Source organism: Haloferax marinum, from assembly GCF_009674625.1.
Taxonomy (GTDB): domain Archaea; phylum Halobacteriota; class Halobacteria; order Halobacteriales; family Haloferacaceae; genus Haloferax; species Haloferax marinum.
In genome coordinates, this window is sequence record NZ_WKJQ01000001.1 from 832262 (window position 1) to 853819 (window position 21558).

Annotated in this window: 20 protein-coding genes; 10 read left to right on the forward strand and 10 right to left on the reverse strand. The window is 62.4% G+C overall.

Annotated elements, in window-relative coordinates; translation table 11 throughout:
* Positions 1-182: 182 nt before the first annotated feature.
* From GJR99_RS04255 to GJR99_RS04265, 3 genes are all read left to right on the forward strand, one after another.
* The gene (locus GJR99_RS04255) at positions 183-1124 is read left to right on the forward strand and encodes an ABC transporter ATP-binding protein (protein WP_151109603.1); all 942 of its coding nucleotides are present in this window, start codon (positions 183-185) and stop codon (positions 1122-1124) included.
* Positions 1121-1876 (forward strand): ABC transporter permease, encoded by a 756-nt coding sequence (locus tag GJR99_RS04260; protein WP_151109605.1) that lies wholly within the window; start codon positions 1121-1123, stop codon positions 1874-1876. Before GJR99_RS04255 ends, GJR99_RS04260 begins: the two co-directional genes overlap by 4 nt.
* A 129-nt stretch (positions 1877-2005) precedes the next feature.
* Positions 2006-2290 carry a DUF7545 family protein gene (locus tag GJR99_RS04265; protein WP_151109607.1) on the forward strand — a complete coding sequence of 95 codons (285 nt, stop codon included), beginning with the start codon at positions 2006-2008 and terminating at the stop codon, positions 2288-2290.
* Between the two features lie 150 nt (positions 2291-2440).
* Here the strand turns inward: GJR99_RS04265 and GJR99_RS04270 are convergent, their stop codons facing one another.
* From GJR99_RS04270 to GJR99_RS04280, 3 genes are all read right to left on the reverse strand, one after another.
* The gene (locus GJR99_RS04270; protein ID WP_151109609.1) at positions 2441-3238 is read right to left on the reverse strand and encodes a ZIP family metal transporter; all 798 of its coding nucleotides are present in this window, start codon (positions 3236-3238) and stop codon (positions 2441-2443) included.
* A gap of 270 nt (positions 3239-3508) precedes the next feature.
* A complete protein-coding gene (locus GJR99_RS04275) occupies positions 3509-4261 on the reverse strand; it encodes a mechanosensitive ion channel family protein (RefSeq protein ID WP_151109611.1) in 753 nt (250 codons plus the stop codon).
* A gap of 241 nt (positions 4262-4502) precedes the next feature.
* Positions 4503-4757: a hypothetical protein gene (locus GJR99_RS04280; protein ID WP_151109612.1), complete on the reverse strand. Its 255-nt coding sequence runs from the start codon at positions 4755-4757 to the stop codon at positions 4503-4505.
* 208 nt (positions 4758-4965) lie between these two features.
* Here GJR99_RS04280 and GJR99_RS04285 point away from each other — a divergent pair, with 208 nt between their 5' ends.
* The 3 genes from GJR99_RS04285 (at position 4966) to GJR99_RS04295 (ending at position 10018) form a co-directional block, all read left to right on the forward strand.
* Positions 4966-7059 (forward strand): acetate--CoA ligase family protein, encoded by a 2094-nt coding sequence (locus GJR99_RS04285; protein ID WP_151109614.1) that lies wholly within the window; start codon positions 4966-4968, stop codon positions 7057-7059.
* Between the two features lie 26 nt (positions 7060-7085).
* Positions 7086-8183, forward strand: a complete 1098-nt coding sequence (locus GJR99_RS04290; RefSeq protein WP_151109616.1) for a phosphotransacetylase family protein — start codon at positions 7086-7088, stop codon at positions 8181-8183.
* Between the two features lie 137 nt (positions 8184-8320).
* On the forward strand, positions 8321-10018 hold the full coding sequence (locus GJR99_RS04295; protein ID WP_151109617.1) for a sensor histidine kinase: 1698 nt from the start codon (positions 8321-8323) through the stop codon (positions 10016-10018).
* Between the two features lie 34 nt (positions 10019-10052).
* Here GJR99_RS04295 and GJR99_RS04300 read toward each other — a convergent pair whose 3' ends face one another.
* Both GJR99_RS04300 and GJR99_RS04305 read right to left on the reverse strand, forming a co-directional pair.
* Positions 10053-11159 (reverse strand): M24 family metallopeptidase, encoded by a 1107-nt coding sequence (locus GJR99_RS04300; protein WP_151109619.1) that lies wholly within the window; start codon positions 11157-11159, stop codon positions 10053-10055.
* Positions 11160-11224: 65 nt separating this feature from the next.
* Positions 11225-12319, reverse strand: coding sequence for a hemolysin family protein (locus GJR99_RS04305; RefSeq protein WP_151109621.1), 1095 nt, complete (start codon positions 12317-12319; stop codon positions 11225-11227).
* 129 nt (positions 12320-12448) lie between these two features.
* Between GJR99_RS04305 and GJR99_RS04310 the strand changes: the two genes are divergently transcribed.
* Complete coding sequence (locus tag GJR99_RS04310) at positions 12449-13774, forward strand: S8 family peptidase (RefSeq protein ID WP_151109623.1); 1326 nt, start codon at positions 12449-12451, stop codon at positions 13772-13774.
* A gap of 128 nt (positions 13775-13902) precedes the next feature.
* Positions 13903-14955 carry a DUF7544 domain-containing protein gene (locus GJR99_RS04315; protein ID WP_151109625.1) on the forward strand — a complete coding sequence of 351 codons (1053 nt, stop codon included), beginning with the start codon at positions 13903-13905 and terminating at the stop codon, positions 14953-14955.
* A gap of 29 nt (positions 14956-14984) precedes the next feature.
* On the opposite strand, the gene GJR99_RS04320 is transcribed toward GJR99_RS04315, so the two are convergent.
* A complete protein-coding gene (locus tag GJR99_RS04320; RefSeq protein WP_151109627.1) occupies positions 14985-16289 on the reverse strand; it encodes an MFS transporter in 1305 nt (434 codons plus the stop codon).
* Positions 16290-16592: 303 nt separating this feature from the next.
* Between GJR99_RS04320 and GJR99_RS04325 the strand changes: the two genes are divergently transcribed.
* Complete coding sequence (locus GJR99_RS04325; protein ID WP_151109628.1) at positions 16593-16823, forward strand: DUF7543 family protein; 231 nt, start codon at positions 16593-16595, stop codon at positions 16821-16823.
* Between the two features lie 18 nt (positions 16824-16841).
* Here GJR99_RS04325 and GJR99_RS04330 read toward each other — a convergent pair whose 3' ends face one another.
* From GJR99_RS04330 to GJR99_RS04345, 4 genes are read right to left on the reverse strand one after another with little or no spacing between them, the layout of a single operon-like run.
* Positions 16842-17645, reverse strand: coding sequence for an ABC transporter permease (locus GJR99_RS04330; protein ID WP_225317596.1), 804 nt, complete (start codon positions 17643-17645; stop codon positions 16842-16844).
* The gene (locus GJR99_RS04335) at positions 17642-18802 is read right to left on the reverse strand and encodes an ABC transporter ATP-binding protein (RefSeq protein ID WP_151109630.1); all 1161 of its coding nucleotides are present in this window, start codon (positions 18800-18802) and stop codon (positions 17642-17644) included. Before GJR99_RS04335 ends, GJR99_RS04330 begins: the two co-directional genes overlap by 4 nt.
* A complete protein-coding gene (locus GJR99_RS04340) occupies positions 18799-19581 on the reverse strand; it encodes a CBS domain-containing protein (protein WP_151109632.1) in 783 nt (260 codons plus the stop codon). The genes GJR99_RS04335 and GJR99_RS04340 overlap by 4 nt, the downstream gene beginning before the upstream one ends.
* 42 nt (positions 19582-19623) lie before the next feature.
* On the reverse strand, positions 19624-21081 hold the full coding sequence (locus tag GJR99_RS04345) for a DHHA1 domain-containing protein (protein ID WP_151109634.1): 1458 nt from the start codon (positions 21079-21081) through the stop codon (positions 19624-19626).
* A gap of 90 nt (positions 21082-21171) precedes the next feature.
* Here GJR99_RS04345 and GJR99_RS04350 point away from each other — a divergent pair, with 90 nt between their 5' ends.
* The gene (locus GJR99_RS04350) at positions 21172-21552 is read left to right on the forward strand and encodes a DUF7522 family protein (protein ID WP_151109636.1); all 381 of its coding nucleotides are present in this window, start codon (positions 21172-21174) and stop codon (positions 21550-21552) included.
* Positions 21553-21558: the final 6 nt, after the last annotated feature.

Below are 21558 nucleotides of genomic sequence, written 5' to 3' on the forward strand. Positions count from 1 at the left end.
AGGAGTAAGGCTTCCTCTGGATGGTGGCGTCCATCCTGGGTCGAACGTCGCGCCGGTTCTGAATCCTCGCCGGTTCTGAATCCCCACCAGTTCCAAATCCACGCCGGTTCCGAACCCACGCCGGTTCCGAACCCACGCCGATTTCGAATCCCTTACCACCCGACCGGTTCGTCGGGTACCACATGAACGAGGTACTCGTCGCTGACGGCCTCAGGAAGTCTTACGGCGACGTGGAGGCGCTCTCGGGCGTCTCCCTGTCCGTCGCCGAAGGAGAGGTCTTCGGTCTCATCGGCCCGAACGGCGCGGGGAAGACGACGCTCATTCGAACGCTCACGGGAACGACGACGCCCGATGGCGGGTCGGCGTCCGTTCTCGATGGGCACCCGACAGACGTCGACCGACAGCGACTCGGTCTCCTCCCACAAGATTTCCGACCGGCAGGGCGACTGACTGCTCGCGAACTCGTCGCCTACTACGCGGGCCTCTACGACGACGCTCGTGACCCAGACGACGTGCTCGACGACGTCGGACTCGCCGACGCGTCGGAGACGTGGTACGAGAACCTCTCGGGCGGGCAACAGCGCCGTGCCTGTATCGCGCTGACACTCGTGAACGACCCGGACGTACTGTTTCTGGACGAACCGACGACCGGAATCGACCCCGCTGGTCGACGTGCACTCTGGTCGCTCATCGACGACCTGGCCGACCGTGGGACGACGGTCTTTCTGACGAGTCACTCGATGGAGGAAGTCGAGCGACTCGCGGACCGCGTCGGCTTGCTCAACGAAGGGCGACTCGTCACGGTTGGCCGCCCAGCCCAACTCGTCTCCGAACACGGCGGCGAGAGCAGACTCGTCGTCAGAACCGACGGTGACGTCGACCTCGAGTCGCTCGCGCTTCCTGCCTCGCTCTCGGGCGAGGTGACGGACGACGGCATCGTCGTCTACGGCGTCGGCCCGCGACAGATTAGTGCGGCAGTCGACGCCTTCGACGACGCGGGTGTCGTCTACGAGTCGCTCGTCTGGAAGCAACCCGGTCTCGAAGAAGTGTATCTCTCGTTGACCGGCGAGCAGTTCGAAGGTGCGCGTCCCGCCGCGGCCGCGGCGATTGGAGGTGACCGATGAGCGGTCTCGAACGCGTTCGGTCGGAGTTCGTCGCCTCGTGGCACTCGTTCCTCCGCCGGCGGACGGCCGTCTTCTTCACGTTCTTCTTCCCGGCTATCATCGTCGTCATCTTCGGCGCACTGGTGCAGACCCAACCGACGGGCGGCGGTCTCTTCGCCGAACCGAAGGAGTACTACATCGCCGGCTACCTCGCCGTCGTCGTACTCTTTACGCCACTGTCGCGGGTCGGAAGCACCATCGCTCGCCACCGCGAAGGCAACCGCTTCGAGAAGTTGGCGACGACGCCACTGACGCGAAGTGAGTGGTTGTTGGCCCACTCGCTCGTCAACGTCGTCATCATCGGCCTCGCGGCGCTGTTGCTCCTCGGCCTCTCTATCCTCGTGACGGGGGCGTCGATTCCGCTGTCGGCGGCGACGCTGGCACTCGTTCCGTTCATCGCACTCGGGGTGACGCTCTTCTGTGGCCTCGGCGCAATCATCGGGAGCGTCGCCGGGTCACAAGACGGGGTCATCGCCGCGAGCAACGCCATCGCGCTCCCCCTGTTGTTCCTCTCGGAGACGTTCGTGACGCCCGACTTGCTCCCAGCGTGGTTCCAACCGGCGCTGAACCTCTCGCCGCTGACGTTCTTCGCCCGTGGAGTCCGTGCACTCACGTACTCTGGCGAAGCGTGGGCACTCAACCTCGCGGTTCTCGCTCTCCTCGCCGTCGCGTTCTTCGTCGCCGGGACGGTCGCGATTCCACAGACAGACTGACACCGTTCGACCACGGAGGGAGTCAGTCACCGTTCGACCACAGAGCGAGTCGGTCGATGCCCGACCGGGCGGGCGTCCTCGACACCCGTAAACTCAAGCCTTAACCCGCGCCCGGTCTCACGTGTTGGCATGGTCGAAACTGAGACGTACACCATCGAAGGACCGAACGGTGACTCCGAAGAACTCGAACTTCCTGCAGGTCTCGTCGACATCTTCGCGGAACAGGGCGAAGAGCCGACGGCAGTCGTCGCCGACATCGTCGTCCAAGCGTTCGCACAGCAGGCCCACGTCGTCGCACACCACAGCGAAGGCGAGGGTCCGTCTGACATCGCCGAAATCAACGAGAAGATGGAAGAACTGTTCGAAGACCGCTTCGGCATCGCGCTGTCGGACGCACTCGGCCACTCGCACTAAGCGGGTTTCGAAGCCAATCGCTTTTCGCTATATTTCACCCGAGAGCGACTGCGTCGTCTGGAGGACAGGAGTCGTCAGGAAGACGCAACGTCGTCCAGAAAAGAACGAAAGAGGTAGCGGGGAGGCTCCGAGGGGAGAAAAATCCGAGACTTAGATGAACGCCAGCGGAACCATGATAGCGAACCCAGCGGCGAGGCCCGCGAACAGTTCCACCTTCCCACCCCGCGGGAGTCGTTCACCGAGTTCGAGTGCCTCGGGGATGAACTCCGTGAGGACGAGGAACACCATCGCCCCCGCGGCGAATCCGAACCCGAACGGGAGGAACTCACGGGCGACGCGCACGAAGTAGAACGCGATGACCGCCCCAATCGGTTGCGGGAGGCTAGAGAAGATAGCCCACCAGACGAGTTTCCAGTTCGGGACGTCCATCGACCGAAGCGGGATGGAGATAGCGAGCCCCTCCGGGATGTTGTGAATCGATATCGCGATGGTCATGAACACCGCGAGCAGCGGCACGGTGAAGCCGAGCATCTCCACACCACCTTCTAGTCCGAGGTCGGCGAACGAGACGCCGACGGCGACGCCTTCGGGGAAACTGTGGACTGTGAGGATGCCGAGAATCAGCAGGAGCTTCTTGAAGTCGGCCTTCTCGTACTTCTTCGGGGTTACTTCCGTTCCCTCGATGACGTAGTGTGCGACGAGGACGAGGACGACACCGGCGAGCATGCCGAGTCCGAGTTGCAGTGGCGTCCCGTTGGCGAGTCCTTCGAAGATGAGACCGAACAGCGACGCAGAGACCATAATCCCGGAGGCGATACCCCAGAGCGCCACGTTCCAGCGGTCGCTCACGTCGGAGACGAAGAAGAACGGCAGCGCACCGATTCCGGTGGCGATTGCCGTGATGAGCCCTGCGATAAAGACGAACACGAGGGCCGACAGTTGTTCCATACCAACTGTAGCTGTTCGAGGCCGATAAGTATTATCATATTTTAGATAAGTTTCGGCACACCTAAACTCGTGGAGTCGGTAATTCAGTAATTTCGGGTTTCACACCGCCGAAAAATCGTCTCTGGAAATACCCTATAAAATCTGCCATTTGGGGCATCTCCGACTGGTGAACTGGTGGTTTCACCACCGGACGAGTGGCCCTCAGTGAGGACTGAAGGAGATGGCCGAAAGAGATGGTCGATGGGCAGGCCGATAGGCAGGCCGACGTGGTCAGTCGTCGGCCGGGGACGCACCCTCGGGCACGTCGCTATCACTGCCCATCGGGGAGACTGGCGACGCCGCGACCGAACGGGCCGAACCCATCCAGCGTTCGACGTTGGCAGAGACGTAGTCGCGGGCACCGAACGCGACTGCGCCACCGACACCGATTGCGAGTGCGGCGGCGATACCCCACGCGAAGGCCTGGGCGATGGTGAACAGAATCTCCACGTCGATACCCATCGTGCTCAGTCCGATGACGACGGCGGTGAAGTAGAGGAACATCCGGGTGCCCACGGCGAAGATGCTCGTGTACGGCGTTTCGGTTGCGGCACGAGTTCGGCCGATGGCGTCACCGATGAAGTCGGCGACGACGAACCCGAGGACGATGACGAGCAGACCGGCAACGAACGCCGGTGCGTAGGAAGCGGCCGTCGAAATCCACTCGGAGAACAGGTCTACCGCGAGGACATCTGCTGCGGCGAGGATACCGATGGCGTAGACGAACCACCGGCCGAGCGTTCCGAACGAGCGTGAGACGGCTGCTTCTGTCCCGCCGAGAATCTTCCCGATGGGGGTCGCGAGAACCGCTTTGTCGATTTCGACACGGTCTGCGACGCGGGTGATGACGCGACCAGCGAGTCGGCCGACGAACCACGCGACGAGGAGAACGAGAATCGCGCCTGCCAGTCGCGGTAAGAATGCGATGACAGAGTTCGTCAGTTCGGTGAGCGAATCTGTCAGTGTGATTTGTAACGGGTTCATTGCACTGTCAACCTAGCGTCCTGACGGGTTAGTTAATGAGCCTATCATTGTGAATAAAATCGTCAGATAAACAGTACGCTCAGTGTTCATCGACAATCAGCAAATTAGGCGAGTTTGGGAGTCACAACTCGATGTGGTTCTGTGAGTTGGGACCTACCGATTGGAGAGACAGTCTATCGTTCGGTGACGACTGTCTCGGTTTAATCTGCACCTCACCACCAGGTTGGTTCAGATAGAGAGGCTACATCTCGGCACGTCGACTCTCCTCCGTCTCTGCATCCGCGAGTCGTTCGAGGTTGGTCGCAATCTGTTCCATGGCGACGACGAGTCGGGCGGCGTACCACAGAACGACGACGCACCCAACCAGGAGCACCCACAGGAGTATCTGCTGGGCGATGAGGAGTGCATACACCAGAGTCACCACCAGAAAGAGGGCGATAGCGATTCTCACACCAATCGACTCATGAATCGGTGCTTCGGTTGGAGGGGACGACATACCCCACTATTTCCGGGGTAAATCTATAGGCGTTTGGGGACGAACAGAACGCGCTCGTCAGAGACCAAGAACAGATACGTACACGCGCGTGACGACGAATATAACGGCGAATCATCCTGATTAATTGCACTACTGTAGCGTGCCACCAAAGGCCGTGAGACGGGCCACACCCCCGAATTTATCAGTCGTGTCTGGGTATCCAAAGGTGATGGGAGAGTTATCTGAACTGTTCGCGCCGAACCGAATCGCAGTGGTCGGCGCGACCGAGCGCGACGGGGCCATCGGCCGGGCTATCATGGACAACCTCATTGCGGATTACGACGGTGAGGTCGTCCCGGTCAACCCCAAGTACGACGAACTATTCGGCCTGGAGTGCTACGGTGACGTCGGCGAGACAGACGCCGACCTCGCAGTCATCGTCGTCCCTCCGAAAGTGGTTCTTCCCGCGATGAAGTCCGCCGGAGAGGCAGGCATCGAGAACGCAGTGGTCATCACGGCCGGTTTCGGCGAGACGGGCAGCGAGGGTGCCGCCCGCGAGCAGGAACTCCGTGAAATCGCAGACGAGTACGGCATGAACGTCGTCGGCCCGAACAGTCTGGGCATCATGAACACCGACGTCGGTATGAACGCGACGTTCGGCCCGGACATGGCTCTCGAAGGGAACATGTCCTTCATGAGCCAGTCTGGGGCGTTCATCACGGCCGTCATCGACTGGGCCAACGACGAAGACATCGGCTTCAAGGACATCGTCTCGCTGGGGAACAAAGCGGTCCTCGACGAGGCAGACTTCATCGAGGCGTGGAACGACGACCCCGACACCGAAGTCATCATCGGCTACCTCGAAGGTATCAGCGCGGGCCGCGAGTTCATCGACTCCGCCCGTGAGGTGACGAAAGAGACGCCAATCGTCCTCGTAAAGTCCGGCAAGACCGACGCCGGTGCGCAGGCCGCATCCTCGCACACCGGGACGATTGCTGGGTCCGACGCCGCCTACGAGGCAGGTCTCGAACAGGCAGGCGTCCTCCGCGCAGAGTCCGTCCAGCACCTCTTCGACACCGCTCGCGTGGTGGGCGACCAACCGCTCCCCGAGAACAAAGACGTCGCCGTCATCACGAACGCCGGTGGCCCCGGTGTGATGACGACCGACGCCATCGGCGAATCGGACCTCGAGATGGCGAGTTTCACCGACCCGACGCTGGAGGAGTTCTCCGAGACGCTCCCACCAGAAGGGAACATCTACAACCCGGTCGACATCGTCGGTGACGCCGACAACGCGCGCTTCAAGAACGCTCTCGACGTTGCGCTCGCCGACCCGAACGTCGGCAGCGCCATCGTCCTCACGGCGCCGACGGCCGTCCTCGACTACAACCAACTCGCGCGAGACACCGTCGAACTCCAGCAGAAACACGACAAACCAATCGCCGCCTGTTTCATGGGAGGCGAACGCGTCAACGCCGCGTCCGACCTGATGAAAGACGCCGGCATCCCGAACTACTTCGACCCCTCGCGTGCGGTCGACGGCCTCGAAGCACTCGCGAAGTACGCCGACATCCGCCAGCGCGAGTACGACGCACCGACCGAGTTCGACGTGGACCGCGAACGTGCCCGTGAGATTCTCGAAACCGTCAAAGAGCGCGACGAGACACGTCTCGGCGTCGAAGCGATGGAACTGCTCGACGCGTACGGCATCGAGACGCCGAAAGGCGACATCGTCGACGACCCGGCCGACGCGCTCAGCGTCGCCGAAGAGATAGACGGCAACGTCGTCATGAAGATCGTCAGTCCGGACATCCTCCACAAGTCCGACATCGGCGGCGTCAAAGTCGGTGTCGAGAACGAAGACGTCTACGACGCCTACGAGGACCTCATCACCCGCGCGAAGAACTACCAACCAGACGCCAACATCCTCGGCGTCCAGGTCCAAGAGATGGTCAACCTCGACGACGGCGTCGAGACCATCGTCGGCATGAACCGCGACCCGCAGTTCGGACCGCTCATGATGTTCGGTCTCGGCGGTATCTTCGTCGAGATTCTCGAAGACACGACGTTCCGCGTGGCACCCGTCTCGCAGTCTGAGGCCGACGAGATGACCAAAGAGATAGACGCCGCACCGATGCTCCGCGGCGCTCGTGGGAACGACCCCGTGGACACCGGCGGCATCGCAGAGACCATCCAGCGTCTCTCGCAACTCGTGACGGACTTCCCGGCCATCCTCGAACTCGACATCAACCCGCTCGTCGCACTGCCCGACGGCGTCAAGGCCGTGGACGTTCGCCTGACCGTCGACCCGGACGAACTTTAAACACCTCACCAACCAATCATCAAACAATGAACACGGTACTCGTCACCTCGACCGAAGAAAGCACCGGGAAGACCGCCATCACACTCGCACTTGGTCTCCTCGCCAAGGAACGCGGGCTAGACGTCGGCTACATGAAGCCGAAAGGGACGCGCCTGCAGTCCAGCGTCGGCAAGACGCTCGACGAGGACCCGATGCTGGCCCGTGAACTCCTCGACGTCGACGCGGAGATGCACCAACTCGAACCCGTCGTCTACTCGCCGACGTTCATCCAGGGTGCCATCCGCGGCAAAGAGAACAACGAAGAACTCTCCGAAGTCATCGCTCACCACTTCGAGGACATCTCGGCCGACAAGGACCTGATGTTCGTCGAAGGCGGTGGGTCCTACCGCACCGGCGGCATCGTGGACCTCACGGACGCCGACATCGCGAACCTCCTCGACGCGGAGGTCATCCTCGTCGCCGAATACAAACACCCGAGCGACCTCGACGACGTCGTCGCCGCCGTCGAAGACATCGGCAGCGAGCGTCTCGCGGGCATCGTCTTCAACCGCGTGAGCGACGCCTCCTACGACGAACTCGAGACCGAAGTCGCACCGTTCCTCGAAGCACGCGGCGTGCCCGTCCTCGGCGTCGTTCCGAACGAGAAAGACCTCGCCGGCGTCACGGTACAGGAACTCGCCGAGGAACTCGGCGCAGAACTCGCGACCGACGCCCCCACCGACGCCTTCGTCGAGCGATTCCTCGTCGGCGCGATGGGTGGAGACGCAGCACTGCGATACTTCCGCCGGACGAAGAACGCCGCCGTCATCACGGGTGGTGACCGCGCGAACATCCAGCGTGCGGCCCTCGAGGCACCCGGCGTCAAGTGTATCATCCTCACTGGCGGCCACCGACCAGTCGGTGCCGTCATCGGCAAGGCCGAACAGAAGGGCGTCCCCGTCCTGTTGGTCAACGGCGACACCCTCTCTGTGACCGACCGAGCAGAAGACATCGTCAGCACGGGCCGCACCCGCGACGAACGCACGGTCGAACGGATGCGAGACCTACTGTACGAACACGCGGACATCGACGCAATCATCGGCAACATCACGCCGTCTGGTGACGCCGACGAAGACGACGAGTAACCACCGCCAACGCGGTTCCCGGACGAGCACCAACACGTCTTGTCCGTGGTTTGCCACATCGTCCACTTTCCACGCGTATTTTTCTAATTTGATAATCCACCGAAGCAGTAATGCCACCATAGTCGAAGGGTCACACGATGATAGGTGTGCTTTCGGCACCCATCGTGCTTCTCGTCGGCGTCTCTCTGGCCGCGTTCGCCATCGCCGCTACGTTCTTGCGCCGCCGGCGTGACAGGCCGGGAGCGAAAGAACTCGGGGCGATTCTCGTCGCCGTCGGCACGTGGTGTGTACTCTACGCTGCCCAACTCGCCATCAGTTCGAAGACGGGCATGATATTCATCTATCAGTTGATATATTTCTGCATCGTTCCACTGCCAGCGCTGTGGTTCAAATTCGTCACCTCGTACACGGGGAGTAAACCGCTGCCACTGGGTGGATGGGCCGTCGGACTCGTCGTCTCGACTGGCTACGTGATGGGTGCGCTGTTGTGGCCCGAGACGACGCTCGTCTGGACAGCGGTCAGCGTCGTCTCACTCGGCGAACTGGAGACGCTCTCGCTCGGGAAAGGACCCGTGTTCTACGCGTTCCTCGGCTACAGCTACCTCCTCTTTGGCTGGGGCCTCGTCAGACTCGGCCGAAAAGGTATCACGAATCGAGGGACACTCCGGACCCAAACTCGGTCTATCGGACTCGCACTCTTCGTCGTCTTGGTCCCGAACCTGGCGTACAACGCTGGAGTCGCTCCCCTCGCGTTCGACCCGACACCGTTTGCGTTCACGGTTGCGATACTCCTCTTCGTCGTCGCCGACTCGCAGTACGGCCTGTTCAGGAGCCATCCGCTCGCCCGCGATATCGCCCGCGAACACGTCCTCGAAGAGATGGTCGACGGTGTCTTCGTCGTCGACAGGGCGGACGTCGTCACCGACATCAACCCCGCGGCGGCGGAGGCTCTCGGGGTGTCGCCCCAGCATATCGTTGGACGCCAACTCGACGGTGTCCTGCCGGCTCTCTCCACTCGAATCGAGGCAGCCCCAACAGAACAACCGACCACCTACCACGCACCCAACGAGCGGAATTACGACGTGACGTTGTCGCCGCTTTCAGACTCCACAGACGGGATTCAGGGGTCGGTCGTCACGCTCCACGACGTCACCGAAACACGGCAGCGAGAAGAACGCCTCGCCGTACTCAACCGAATCCTCCGGCACGACATTCGAAACGGCCTCAACGTCGTTGGAGGCTATGCAGAACTCATGACCGAACCGGACGCCGACGAGGAGACCAAGGAGTTGGCGGGAGCTCGTGTCAAGGACCGCACCAACGAGTTACTGGAGCTAGCCGAGAAGATACGCACGATAGAGAAGGGACTCGACCGACACGCAGAGCGACAGACCGTCGAGTTGATGCAGGTGTTGGGAACTGTCGTCGGAAGGGTCGACCGCGACTGGCCCGACGCCTCGCTGTCGCTGTCCGGCCCCGACGAGGTCGTCGTCGTCGCCACGTCCATCGTCGAAGCGCTCTTCGACAACCTCGTCGAAAATGCGGCAGAACACGGTGGAACGGCACCGAATATCGACGTGCAGGTGACCGACGACGACGGCTGGGTCAGTATCGATATCGCCGACGATGGCCCCGGCGTCCCACCTGAAGAGTTATCCGTCATCGAAGCAGGGGAGACACAACTCCATCACACGAGTGGAATCGGACTCTGGTTGGTGACGTGGCTGGTCCGGCAGTCGAACGGGACCATCGACTTCGACGTGAGCGACAGTGGAACGACCGTCTGTGTCCGTCTGAAGCGTGCGAGCGAAGACGCTGTGTCGGTCAACGTGTGACCTCGGTGGTGCCCGGCCACGCACCAGCGGCCGTTCAGACCTGCCAGCGCCGGTCTGTATCGTTCAGTAGTTCCGCGCCGTCTTCCGTCACGACGACGAGGTCTTCGATTCGCACACCGAACTCACCGGGAAGGTAGACACCGGGTTCGATACTGAAGACGTTCCCAACGTCGAGTTCGCGGTCGCTCCCGCCGACGATGTAGGGTTCTTCGTGAACGTCGAGACCGACCCCGTGACCGGTCCGGTGGATGAACTCGTCTCCGTAACCGGCGTCTTCGATGACCTCGCGTGCCGCGCGGTCGATTGCGCCCGCCGTGACGCCCGGTTCGACCATCTCGAATGCGGCAGTCCGAGCGGCTCGGACGGTTTCGTGGACCTCCTCGAACTCGGCAGGCGGGTCGCCGCCGAAGACGAGCGTTCGGGTCTGGTCGCTCGGATAGTGGTCGACGTAGGTTCCGAAGTCGAGGACGACCGGGTCGCCGGACTCGATGATTCGGTCGCCGTAGGTGTGGTGCGGCATCGCGCCGTTCGGTCCCGACCCGACGATTGGACCGAATGCGACACCTTCGCCGCCTTCGTCGTCGAGCAGTCGCTCGATTTCGGCGGCGAGTTCCGCTTCGGTCATATCGACACACTGGTCACCCATCTCGCGGAGGCGTTCGACGACGCGGTCTGCGACCGCACCGGCACGGCGGAGTGCGTCGAGTTCGGCGTCGTCTTTCTGTGCCCGAAGCGGGGAGAGGACGTCGCTCGCGAGACCAAACTCTGCGTCGGGGAGGACCGCACTGAGGTCCTGGGTGAACTGTGCCCACATTGTGTCGTCGACGAGGATGCGCCCCCCACCCAGCGAGAGGTCCGACGTGATGGTCCGAACTGCAGCGACAGGGTCCTCGTCGTCGCTCCACGTCTCTACGTCTGCAACCCACGACTCGGCACGAATCTGCGTCTCGTAGAGGTCGGGAACCAGAAACACCGGCGCTCCCTCGCGGGGGACGAACAAAAAGAGGTGGCGCTCGGCGGGTTCCTCGTCGAACCCAGTGAGGTAGAGCAGGTTTCGACTCGGGAACAAGACAGCGGCGTCGGCACCGACGTCAGCCAATCGCTCTTGACAGGCACGGGTGCGTCGTTCGAATGGCGTCATGGCAGACGGTACGCAGGCCGAGAGAAAAGCGTGGGCGGTCCGTCTGCCGTGACGAACCTCTGCGCTTACGCACCGAGGTCGAGTGGGTCGTACAACTGCCCGGTAATCGACTCGAAGGCGTCCGAGGCGGTGACGAGCCCAACCACGTCGCCACTCTCGGAATCGCGAACCATCGCGAGTTCCTGATTCTCTGCTTGGAAGCGGTCGATGAGTTTGCTAACCGGGAGGTCGGAGTCGACGAAGATGGGCGGGACGGCGACGTCTTCGAGCGTTCGGTCGCCCGACTCCAACCGGTCGATGGTCGCGAGAACGGTCGGCGCGTAGACGACACCCCGAACGTCGTCTATCGAGTCTCCGACGAGTGGGAACCGCGAGTGTTGTGGGTTCGTCTGAATCCGCTGGAGGTTCTCCTCGGTCCCCATCGTCGTCTCGAGTTCGACGATATCGTTCACCGGAACCATCACCTCTCGGACCGGCAACTCTCCGATTCGAAGGGTGTTGAGTACCTCCTCACGACGTTCTTCCGGGAGCGACCCGCGAGCGAGGATGTCGCCCATCTGACTGCGCACCTCGCCTCGACTGAGACGCTCGCCGGATTCGTCGTCGTCCTCGTCGTGGTCGTCGAGTTCGGCTTCTTGCCACGAGCGCGTTATCTGGACACCACCGAGCGCCAGCAGACGCTTCGCGAACCAATCTGCGACCACGATGACGGGGTACATGAGTTTCGTCCACCCGTACAGCACGGGTGCGGTGTACTTGGCGACGAGTCGAGAGCGCTCGACGCCGAGATACGTCGGCACCTGTTCTCCGAGGACGACGTGTGCGAGGTTGATGATAGCAAGCGAGAGCAGGACCGAAAGCGACGTGTGTGCTCCCGGTTGGCCGCCGAGGACGGCGTTGAACACGGCGGCGAGTGCAGGTTCCGCGACGACACCGAGGCCGACGCTGGCGATAGTAATCCCTACCTGACATCCGGAGAGATAGACCTCCAGTCGCTCGGTCATCTCCCACGCGAGTTCGAGCCCACGCGACCCTTCGAACGCCGATTGGTCGAACTGCGGGACGCGAGTCATGGCGAACTCGGAGACGACGAAGAATCCGTTTGCGAACAACAATACGAGGCCACCGACGAGTCTGACTGCTGTCTCGACACCGACCATACGTCGCCCTGTTTGAACTGGAGGCCCCTGAGGGTGTTGGCTCACCGTCGGGGAGTCGTGACCCGGCCATTAAATTCGAACTCTAAATGTGCCATAACTACTATGTTCAATCGATTCACAAATCGTGGTATGCGTCACCAACACAGACGTACGTTCCTGAAGACGAGTGGTGCCCTCCTGGGTGGGATGTTCGCGGGTTCGACCGTGGTCGCCGCCGAGCAGTCGAGGCGGTTCGTCGTCGAGACGGACGACGTGGCGACTCTTCGACGCTCGGGACTCGACGTGGTCTACGACCTCACGGCGGCCGATATCGCCGTCGTCGAAGGAGACGAATCCGACGTCTCGTCGGTCACGTCGTCGTATGCGCCGGATATCGAACTCCATCTCGAAGAACCCGACGTCAACGAATCTGCACCCCAAGAGACGCGAGACGAACCGGGATACGAGATTCAGTGGGACAAACAGAACCTCGACATCCCCGAGGTCCACGGCATCACGCGTGGTGAGGGGACGCGGGTGGCCGTCATCGACTCCGGCGTCGACGCAGGACACCCGGACCTCGAACACGCAGTCAACGTCGACCTCTCTCGGAACTTCACCGGTGACGGCTATGGAGCAGGTATCCCCGCCGGCGGAGACCACGGAACCCACGTCGCGGGAATCGTCGCCGCAAACGACGCCAACGACGAGGGGGTCGTCGGGTCTGCACCGGGGACCGAAATCGTCGACTGCCGTGTCTTCTCGACCGGTCCGTACGCCTCGTTCGCAGACATCCTCGCGGCCGTCGTCTACGCTGCCGACGTCGGAAGCGACGCCGCGAACTTGAGCATCGGTGCGTATCCGATTCCCCGAGAGACGCTCCGGGAGTTCTACGGAAAAGTTCTCAACAACGTGATGACGTACGCGAACAGTCAGGGGACGGTTCTCGCCATCTCCGCCGGCAACGACTCGGCGGACCTCCAGCACGACAAGAACTTCATCAGCCTCCCGAACGAGGGCGCACAGGCGTTCAGCGTCGCCGCGACGGGACCGAAAGGGTACGCCTTCGACGCCGGCGACGCAGCACAGGGAGCCGAGAGCCCAGCGTTCTACACGAACTACGGCACCAACGCCATCGACATCGCCGCACCAGGCGGTGACGCAGTTCTGTCGGCCATCGAATCCCACCCTGAGTCGTGGTTCTACGACCTGGTGTACAACACCGTGTCGGTGCCGCAGTTCAACAAGAAGGGAGACTACATCAAAGCCGACGCCGCCTACGGGTGGAAGGCAGGAACGTCGATGGCGGCCCCACAGGTCGCCGCCGCAGTCGCACTCGTTCGGTCTGTCGACCCCGACCTCTCGGCCGACGACGTCAAGTCGCGGTTGAAACGCACTGCCTCCGTGCCCGACGGATACGACAAGGCGTACTACGGGTCCGGGTATCTCGACGTGCTCGCCGCCGTTACCGAGTGAACGTCACGTCTGAACCGACTGCACCGAATCGTCGAAGAATGCCCCTGCAGGCCCTGTAACCCGCGTTTCCCTGTTAAACACTGTCTCTCTCGAACACCTTTATGCTCTGAGACGACGCATTTTCACTCATGAGTTGGAAAGCAATCGACGCCCTCGACGACGCCCGTGACGCGACGGGTTCGCTCCTCCTCCCATTCGATTTGGGTCGGTGGGCGCGCCTCGCACTCATCGCCCTCTTCGTTGGCGGACTCGGAAGCGGCGGTGGGACCGCCGGAAACGCCGGAAACTCGGGATTTACCGTCCCTGCTGACGGTGGGGTACCACCCGGTGGTGTGCCAATCGACTCCCTTCCGGGATTCGTCACACCGGGGAGCGTCCTCGCCATCATCGTCGCCCTCGCGGCTCTCTTCCTCCTGCTCGGCCTCGTCTGGTCGGTCGTCGCGTCGGTGATGCAGTTCGTCTTCGTCGACGCCGTCGTCTCGAAAGACGTCCGCATCCGCAAACCGTTCCGTGAACGCCTCGGCCTCGGTCTGCGACTGTTCGTCTTCCAAGTCGGGTTAGTCGTCGCCGTGTTCCTGCTCTTGGGCCTCCCCCTCGCAGCAGTCGTCCTCGGCGGCATCAGCCTCGACGGGTCGGTGTTCCTCCTCGCGATACCGCTCGTCTTCCTCGCGATACTGGTGTTCTTGGTCCTCGCCATCGCGTTGCAGTTGACCACCGACTTCGTCGTCCCGACGATGATAGCCGAAGACCGGCCAGTCATCGACTCGTGGCGCCGTGTCGCGCCCCTGTTCCGCGCCGAGTTCTCCGAGTTCGGCCTCTACGTCCTCATTCGGTTCGTCCTCGGTATCCTCGCGGGCATCGCCGTCGGCGTCGCCGCAGCGCTCGTCTTGCTCGTCGTCGCCATCCCCTTCGCCATCGTCGGGGGCGGTATCGTCCTCGCACTCACGGGCGCACAGGTCAGCGTGTTCTCACCGGTCGGTCTGGTCCTCCTCGGTGCGCTCGGAGTCCTGTTCGTCCTCACGGCAATCACCGTGGGCGCGTTCGTCCAGATGCCCGTAGTGACGTTCTTCCGGTACTACTCGCTGTTCTTGCTCGGAAGCACAGACGAGTCACTCGACTTAGTCTCGAGGTTCCGTACCGAAGACGACACGCCCGCACCAGAAGGACCGACACCCGCCTGAACCCGCTGCTCACCAGCGAACACAGATTTTTACGCAGTCGTCGCCGCGATTACCTCTCGGTCTACCGTGCCCAAGAGGAGGAGAATCGGAATCATCAGCACCCCACCGACGACGAACGGGACCCAGAACGCGATTGCCGTGTAGAGACCGCCAGCGAGCGCCGGACCGAACGTCCGTGCGAGACTCCCGGCACTCTGGGTCAGTCCGAAGGCACCGCCTTGTTCGTCGTCGGTCGCAGACCGTGAGACGAGTGTGTTCAACGAGACGTTCGTGAGGGCGTTTCCGAACGACAGCGGCGTCATCACGACCAAGAGTGCGAGTACGCCAGGTGGAAGAACGGGACCGACCGGGAGGAGTGCGCCGAAACTGGGGATGTACGACCCGAACACTGGTGAGAACGGCACTGCAGCGAGCATGACGACCTGAATCGCCACACCACCGACTGCCAACCGGTACTCACCGAACCGGTCGGTCAGCGGGCCGACGAGGCCGCCTTGGACGAAGGCGAGAACCAGACCGACGTAGGTGAGGATGATTGCGTTCTCCGTCGCACCGTAGCCGTACTGGTCGTTCGTGAGGAAGATAAACTGACTCTCCAGCGCCGAGAAGGCGAAAGACGCGAGGAAAAACGAGACGACGAGCGCACCGAGTCCGTGCGTTCGGAGCGCAGTCACGAGTTGTTCGAGGCGAGACTCCCGGTCAGCAGTCGCAGTGCGTTCTTCCGGTGGCCGCGACTCGGGGAGGACGAAGAAGGCGACGACGAGGTTGAGGCCAGTGATGACTGCGGCGGCAAAACTCGGGAGTGAGAACTCGGAGACTGGAACGAACGCCGGGAGAACGTCGCGTGCGACGGCGAGAACAGGACCACTGGCGAAGAATCCACCGAGTGCCGGACCGAAGACGAACCCGAGTCCGAACGCGGCCCCGAGCAACCCAAGCCCTTTCGCGCGGTCCTCAGGAGGCGTGATGTCTGCGATGTACGCCTGTGCAGTTGCGATGTTCCCACCCATCGCCCCTGCGAGCATGCGCGCGGCGAACAGGACGGCGAGCGACCCTGCGATGCCGAACAGCGACCACGCGATGACGCTCCCCGTGAGCGAGAGCAGGAGCACTGGACGCCGTCCACGAGCGTCTGAGAGTCGGCCCAAGAGTGGCGCGGCGAGGAACTGCATCGCAGAGTACGACGCGATGAGCAGACTCCCGACGAACTCCGTCGCGCCGAACGAGAGGGCATAGAGCGGAATCACGGGGATGAGGATGCCGAATCCCAAGAGGTCCACGAAGACGATGAGGAAGACCACCCCGAGTGCCCGGCGGGGGTTTTCGACTGTCATGGTCAGTATCTGGGAGAGTCGAAGGAAAATCGCATCGGTCTGGAAAACCTGACTTATAGTAACCTGTGATTAATTAATACACTGACAACCGTGAGTGTCAGTATGGCCTTCGAATGGGTATCGTATTTCGAGTGTGGGAACTGCGGGTTGGAAAAGCCCTCCCCTGAGGTTCCATACGACCGTCTCGGATACGCAGTGTGTCCATCGTGCGGCGTCGAAACGATGCCAGTCTACGTCGAAATGACGAGCTTCCCGACCGTTTTGGATGGGTAAGCACTTCGGTCCAGCGCGTCTCGAGTACGTATGAGCTGGACAGAAGTCCGTCGTGACGACCGTATCGTCGAGTGGGAACGGACCGACGGTCACGCGACGCTTCGCCTTCGTCGGGGTCCGAACGCGTGGCACGTCAGATTCGACCGCCTCTATCAGTCGTCGGAAGGGACGGCGTACGAGAGTCGACGGTTCGACGACGAAGAAACCGCCCGCGAGACGCTCGACGCGTGGAAAGACAAGTACGACGTAGACGAGGCGTAACGCCACACCCACGTTCACTCAGTAGTGACCGAGAACGCCGCGCTGGCGAGCGCGACGAGTGAGGAGACGAAACACGAAGTAGCCGACGACGACGTACCCCATCCCGACGGCGACGAGAATGCCGACCTCCCTGAGGGGGAACTCCCAGAGTCGCACACCGCCGGTCATCGCTCGTTGTAACATGAAACTCCCCTGCGCCAGCGGAAGCAGTTTGAGTACCGGGGCCGCCTCGACGGGGGCCGCTGCGAGGCCGATAAACCCGAACTGGAGTAATCCGAAGATACTGTTGACGCGTTTGTAGAGCAACGCGAGTCCCGCCATCACGAACCCGACACCGACGACCGACGCGAGTGCGAAGACGCCGACTGGAACGACGGTCAAGAGGTCGACAGAGAGCGTGCGGCCAGTCGTCACGAGCATCAACACGAGCGTCGCACCGCCCCAGAGGAAGCTAAACGCCACGTTTACGACCGTCTTCGCGGCCATGACGCGGCCGAACCCGACCGGTGCCATGTAGAGTTGTTCGAGCGTCCCCCACTGGGCTTCGGTCATCACGTTTCCCGCGAGGTCCTGATACGCCGAGAAGGCCATCGTCACGAGGAAGTAGCCGACGATGAGCGAGTCCAGCGAGTCGTCGAACGCCGGGCCTGCGACCGCGCGCCCGCCGAAGAAGATGAGCGCGAAGAAGACGTAGATTGCGAGCAGTCCACCGACGGTGTTGACGGGGTACCGACGAAGCAGGATGTACTGCTTTCGCGCCACTGCGCCGAGGAGTATCAGCATCTCGCGGGCCGTCTCCTTCGTCGTCGCGTTCGAACTCATCGCGTCCCTCGAGTCGTGGACTCGCTCCCAGTCAACTGTAAGAACGCCTCTGTGAGGTCCGGTTCGACGGTGTTGACCGAGACGAGACGCCCACCACCTTCGACGAACCGTGCCGACAACGCGGGCAGGTCGTTCGCTTCTTCGAGCGCGACGAGGGCGCGCGTCCGGTCGCCGTCAGTCTCCCACGATTCGACGGTGTAGTCGGCGCGAATCGCCTGTTCGGTCGTCGCCGAAAGCCGTCCATCGACCACGATTCGAACGGCACTCGTCCGGAAGAGTTCGACGAGCGAGGTCACACCGTCGTCGGCGACGACCTGGCCCTGGTTGACGACGAGAACCCGGTCACACAGGTCTTCGACGACGCTCATGTCGTGACTCGTGAGGACGACGGTGAGGCCGCGTTCGTCGGCCAGTCGGCGGAGTTCTCGCCTGAGGTCGACCGAACTCTCCACGTCGAGGCCGAGCGTCGGTTCGTCGAGAAACGCGACGTCGACGTCGCGAGCGAGAGCGCACGCGAGGGCGACTTTCTGTTTCATGCCGCGAGAGAGTTCGTTTACCACGTCGTCGCCCCTGTCGAGGAGGTCCAGTTGGTCGAGGAGTGTGTCGTGTCGGGCCTTGACTGCGGGGTCGCGAGCGCTCTCACCTGCGAGGCCGCCGAAGAACGCGAGGTTCTCCCGGACCGTCAGTCGCCAGTAGACGTTTCGCGCGCCTTCGAGGGTCGCACCGACGCGTCTGTAGGCCCGTTCGGGGTCGTCGTGGACGTCGATACCACAGACGCGAACTGTGCCCTCGGTCGGGACGAGCAGTCCGAGCATCGCTTTCAACAACGTCGTCTTGCCCGCACCGTTCGGGCCGAGGACGCCGAGAATCGTCCCCTGTTCGACCGAAAACGAGACGTCGTCGACGGCGACCACCTCGTCGTAGCGCTTCGTCAGATTCGAGACTTCGATGACGGGTGGCTCACGAGTCTCTGGTCGGCCAGCGTGGTCCGAACGCTCTCCGTCCGTGTGGTTCGACCGCTCTCCGTCCGTGTGGTTCGACCGCTCTCCGTCCGTGTGGTCCGAGCGCACTGTCTCGTCGTGGTCGGTGTGATTCGTCTCGGGTCGAGTCGTCCGAATCGTCTCTCGTGCCGCATTCGATGCGGCGGGCGACCTCATTGTAAGCGCCGTGTGGTCTCGACGAGGGGGTGGCGAGCGTAATCGACGATGTCGATGTCGTCGATAGAGCGGAGCCCTTCGTTCTCTGCGGTTCGCTGCATCCCGAGTTCCACTGGGTCGTCGATGACGATGACGTAGGCGTCCATCTCCGTGATGTCGATTCGGTCGGCGGCGAGCGCGCGGTGGTGGCCGTCGGCCAACAAGAGCGTCCCGTTGTTGTCGATGACGACGAGCGGTTCTGCGAGGCCGCGTTCGAGTTCGTACTTTCGGCCCTCGAGTTCGTCGGCGTACACTCTCGCTTGCGTCGGAATGAGCGACCGAATCGAGACGGTCCGTCGCTCTTGGTGGACGGTGATGCCGTGAATCTGTTCGAGCGTCCGCATGAGTTTGCCGACCTTCTCGGGCGTCGCGCGCTCGATTTGACTGCGAATCACGTCCGTGTTCGAGATGATACCGACGAGGTTGCCCGCGTCGTCGACGACCGGGAGTTTCTGGATGCCCGACCGGAGGATGACGCGTGCGGCGTCGTTGACGTCCATCTCGGGGTGAGCGACCACGAGGTCCGTCGCCATCACCGTGTCGATGGGGTCGTCGTCGTTCGAGAGGAGGATGTCGCGGGCGGTGACGAAGCCTTCGACCTTGCGACCGTCACAGACCGGAAAGCCGTTGTGTCCGTCGCTCTCTGCGATACGGCGGGCCACGTCAGCGACCGTATCGCTCGGTGCGACTGTCTGAACCTCTCGAGTCATGTACTCTTTGACGGTCGCTTTGGTACTCATCCCTCCGAGGTAGGGTTACCGACGGCAAAAACGTGGTGGAGGTTAGTTGTCGAGTGGGTACTCGAAGGTGACGTCCGAATCCAACCGCGGTGTCGACGGTGGCGTCTCTATCGTCTCTAAGATTCGCCCGGCGACGATGTCCGTGACGATCGTCGCCAGCGACTCCCGAGAGTCGTCGCCGACGTCGTCTAAGATACCGAGCGGAATCTGCGCGCCGGCCATGTCTGCGTGGCCGCCAGCGCTCCCGATGGGGCCGAGTGCGTCCCGGAACATCTCACCGAGGTCGAGACGACCACCCTGTGACCGTCCGGAGACGTACACCGTCCCGTCCATCAATCCGTAGACGACAGTGACGTCGATGCCGTCCATCCCGAGGAGGTGGTCGGCCGCCTGCGCCAGTGCGTCTCGGTCGCGAATGTCACCCACGTTCGACGTGAGGATGTCGCCACGAACGTCACGATTGGCGATTCCGCGAGCGAGCGTCTCCATCGTCTCGGGGGCCATACTCGGCGTCTCGATACGCTGTAACAGGTCGACGTCGACGTGGGGGAACAGATACGCCGCCGCTTCGAAATCCGAAGTGGACACCTCACGTACGAAGTCGTTCGTGTCCACCTGAATGCCGAACAGAAGCGCGGTCGCAACCTGCTTGTCGGGGACGATACCGAGTCGCTCGAGATACTCCGTGAGGAGCGTGCTCGTCGCACCGACGCCGCTCCTGAGGTCGACGTACGTCGCTTCTATCGGCGCTCTCGGTGGGTGATGGTCCACGACGATGTCGATTTTCGTGTCGGCGGGGAGTCGGTCGTTGACGCCCGGTCGAGAGTGGTCGACGAGTGCGTATCCGGCGTACTCGTCTGGCCCCGGCGGTTCCGTGAGGACACGGAGGTCGAGGTTGAGGAGATTCACTAACGCCCGGTTCTCCTGGTGTGAGATATCCCCGAAGTAACAGACGTCCGATTCGACGTTCGCTCGTCTCGCGATGGTCTGCAACGCCAACCCGGACGCGATGGCGTCTGGGTCGGGGTTGTCGTGCATCACCACTGCGAGTGGCCCGTCGAGGTTCCGAAGCACTCGCATCAATCGGTAGAGTCGTCCGCTCTGCGGCGACCCCACGGCGTCGTAGACGTGGTCTGCGACGATTCGTTGCGGGTCGATAACTTCGTCGGCGATGCGTTCGACGTCCGCTCGAACCGACTCACTCGGGTCGTCGCCGAGGTAGACGACGAGCGTCGCGTCGGGGAACTGTTCGTGTGCGGTCACCGCTACGTCGCGGTTCTTGGTCGAGTCGTCGCCCGCGACGATGACGACGTCGGCGTGCTCAGGGTAGTTCACCGGGTCGTTCGGGTCGCCTTCGGTCGCGACGACGCCATCGGCGCGAAAGTCGTCGGCTCGGCCCTTGCGGTCGGTGACGACGAGGACAGACCCAGGTCTGTCGGCGAGCGTCTCGACGAGTGACCCCCCAACCGAGGCGCACCCGAGAACCAGGCGACGTACCATAGTAGCACGGTGGGTTTCAGGCCGCAAAACCCTACCGTCATCCAGTTCGCCGATGATATTATGTTATGTCGTGACATGCCACACAATACGATGGAACTCGAATCGCAACTCGTCTCTGACTCTCGTGCCGAGTCGCTCGTCCGAACCTGCCGAACGGTGGCCGGTGACGACCTCAGGAGTGTCACGTACTTCACGCACGACCGCTGTGAGCAACTCTACCTTCGGGCTGACCTCGAAGCAGACGCCGACCTGACGGGGTTCGTCGAACACGAAACCGACGGGTTTCAGGCGCGAACTGCCTACCGTGGGTCTGAACTCGGCAACTATCGCTACACGGTCAGAGCCTTCGAGCACGGCTACTTGACTCGCGTCACAGTCGCAGACAGAGGCGTCTTCGTCACGACGGACGGCCTGACGCTCCGACGGTCCGAGGAACTCGTATCGGCGCTCTCTGACTTACTGCGCGAATAAAAGAAA

Bases quoted from the DNA above. Each gene is read 5' to 3' on its own strand.
- GJR99_RS04255 (WP_151109603.1), top strand. From the start codon at position 183: ATGAACGAGGTACTCGTCGCTGACGGCCTCAGGAAGTCTTACGGCGAC.
- GJR99_RS04260 (WP_151109605.1), top strand. From the start codon at position 1,121: ATGAGCGGTCTCGAACGCGTTCGGTCGGAGTTCGTCGCCTCGTGGCAC.
- GJR99_RS04265 (WP_151109607.1), top strand. From the start codon at position 2,006: ATGGTCGAAACTGAGACGTACACCATCGAAGGACCGAACGGTGACTCC.
- GJR99_RS04270 (WP_151109609.1), bottom strand. From the start codon at position 3,238: ATGGAACAACTGTCGGCCCTCGTGTTCGTCTTTATCGCAGGGCTCATC.
- GJR99_RS04275 (WP_151109611.1), bottom strand. From the start codon at position 4,261: ATGAACCCGTTACAAATCACACTGACAGATTCGCTCACCGAACTGACG.
- GJR99_RS04280 (WP_151109612.1), bottom strand. From the start codon at position 4,757: ATGTCGTCCCCTCCAACCGAAGCACCGATTCATGAGTCGATTGGTGTG.
- GJR99_RS04285 (WP_151109614.1), top strand. From the start codon at position 4,966: ATGGGAGAGTTATCTGAACTGTTCGCGCCGAACCGAATCGCAGTGGTC.
- GJR99_RS04290 (WP_151109616.1), top strand. From the start codon at position 7,086: ATGAACACGGTACTCGTCACCTCGACCGAAGAAAGCACCGGGAAGACC.
- GJR99_RS04295 (WP_151109617.1), top strand. From the start codon at position 8,321: ATGATAGGTGTGCTTTCGGCACCCATCGTGCTTCTCGTCGGCGTCTCT.
- GJR99_RS04300 (WP_151109619.1), bottom strand. From the start codon at position 11,159: ATGACGCCATTCGAACGACGCACCCGTGCCTGTCAAGAGCGATTGGCT.
- GJR99_RS04305 (WP_151109621.1), bottom strand. From the start codon at position 12,319: ATGGTCGGTGTCGAGACAGCAGTCAGACTCGTCGGTGGCCTCGTATTG.
- GJR99_RS04310 (WP_151109623.1), top strand. From the start codon at position 12,449: ATGCGTCACCAACACAGACGTACGTTCCTGAAGACGAGTGGTGCCCTC.
- GJR99_RS04315 (WP_151109625.1), top strand. From the start codon at position 13,903: ATGAGTTGGAAAGCAATCGACGCCCTCGACGACGCCCGTGACGCGACG.
- GJR99_RS04320 (WP_151109627.1), bottom strand. From the start codon at position 16,289: ATGACAGTCGAAAACCCCCGCCGGGCACTCGGGGTGGTCTTCCTCATC.
- GJR99_RS04325 (WP_151109628.1), top strand. From the start codon at position 16,593: ATGAGCTGGACAGAAGTCCGTCGTGACGACCGTATCGTCGAGTGGGAA.
- GJR99_RS04330 (WP_225317596.1), bottom strand. From the start codon at position 17,645: ATGAGTTCGAACGCGACGACGAAGGAGACGGCCCGCGAGATGCTGATA.
- GJR99_RS04335 (WP_151109630.1), bottom strand. From the start codon at position 18,802: ATGAGGTCGCCCGCCGCATCGAATGCGGCACGAGAGACGATTCGGACG.
- GJR99_RS04340 (WP_151109632.1), bottom strand. From the start codon at position 19,581: ATGAGTACCAAAGCGACCGTCAAAGAGTACATGACTCGAGAGGTTCAG.
- GJR99_RS04345 (WP_151109634.1), bottom strand. From the start codon at position 21,081: ATGGTACGTCGCCTGGTTCTCGGGTGCGCCTCGGTTGGGGGGTCACTC.
- GJR99_RS04350 (WP_151109636.1), top strand. From the start codon at position 21,172: ATGGAACTCGAATCGCAACTCGTCTCTGACTCTCGTGCCGAGTCGCTC.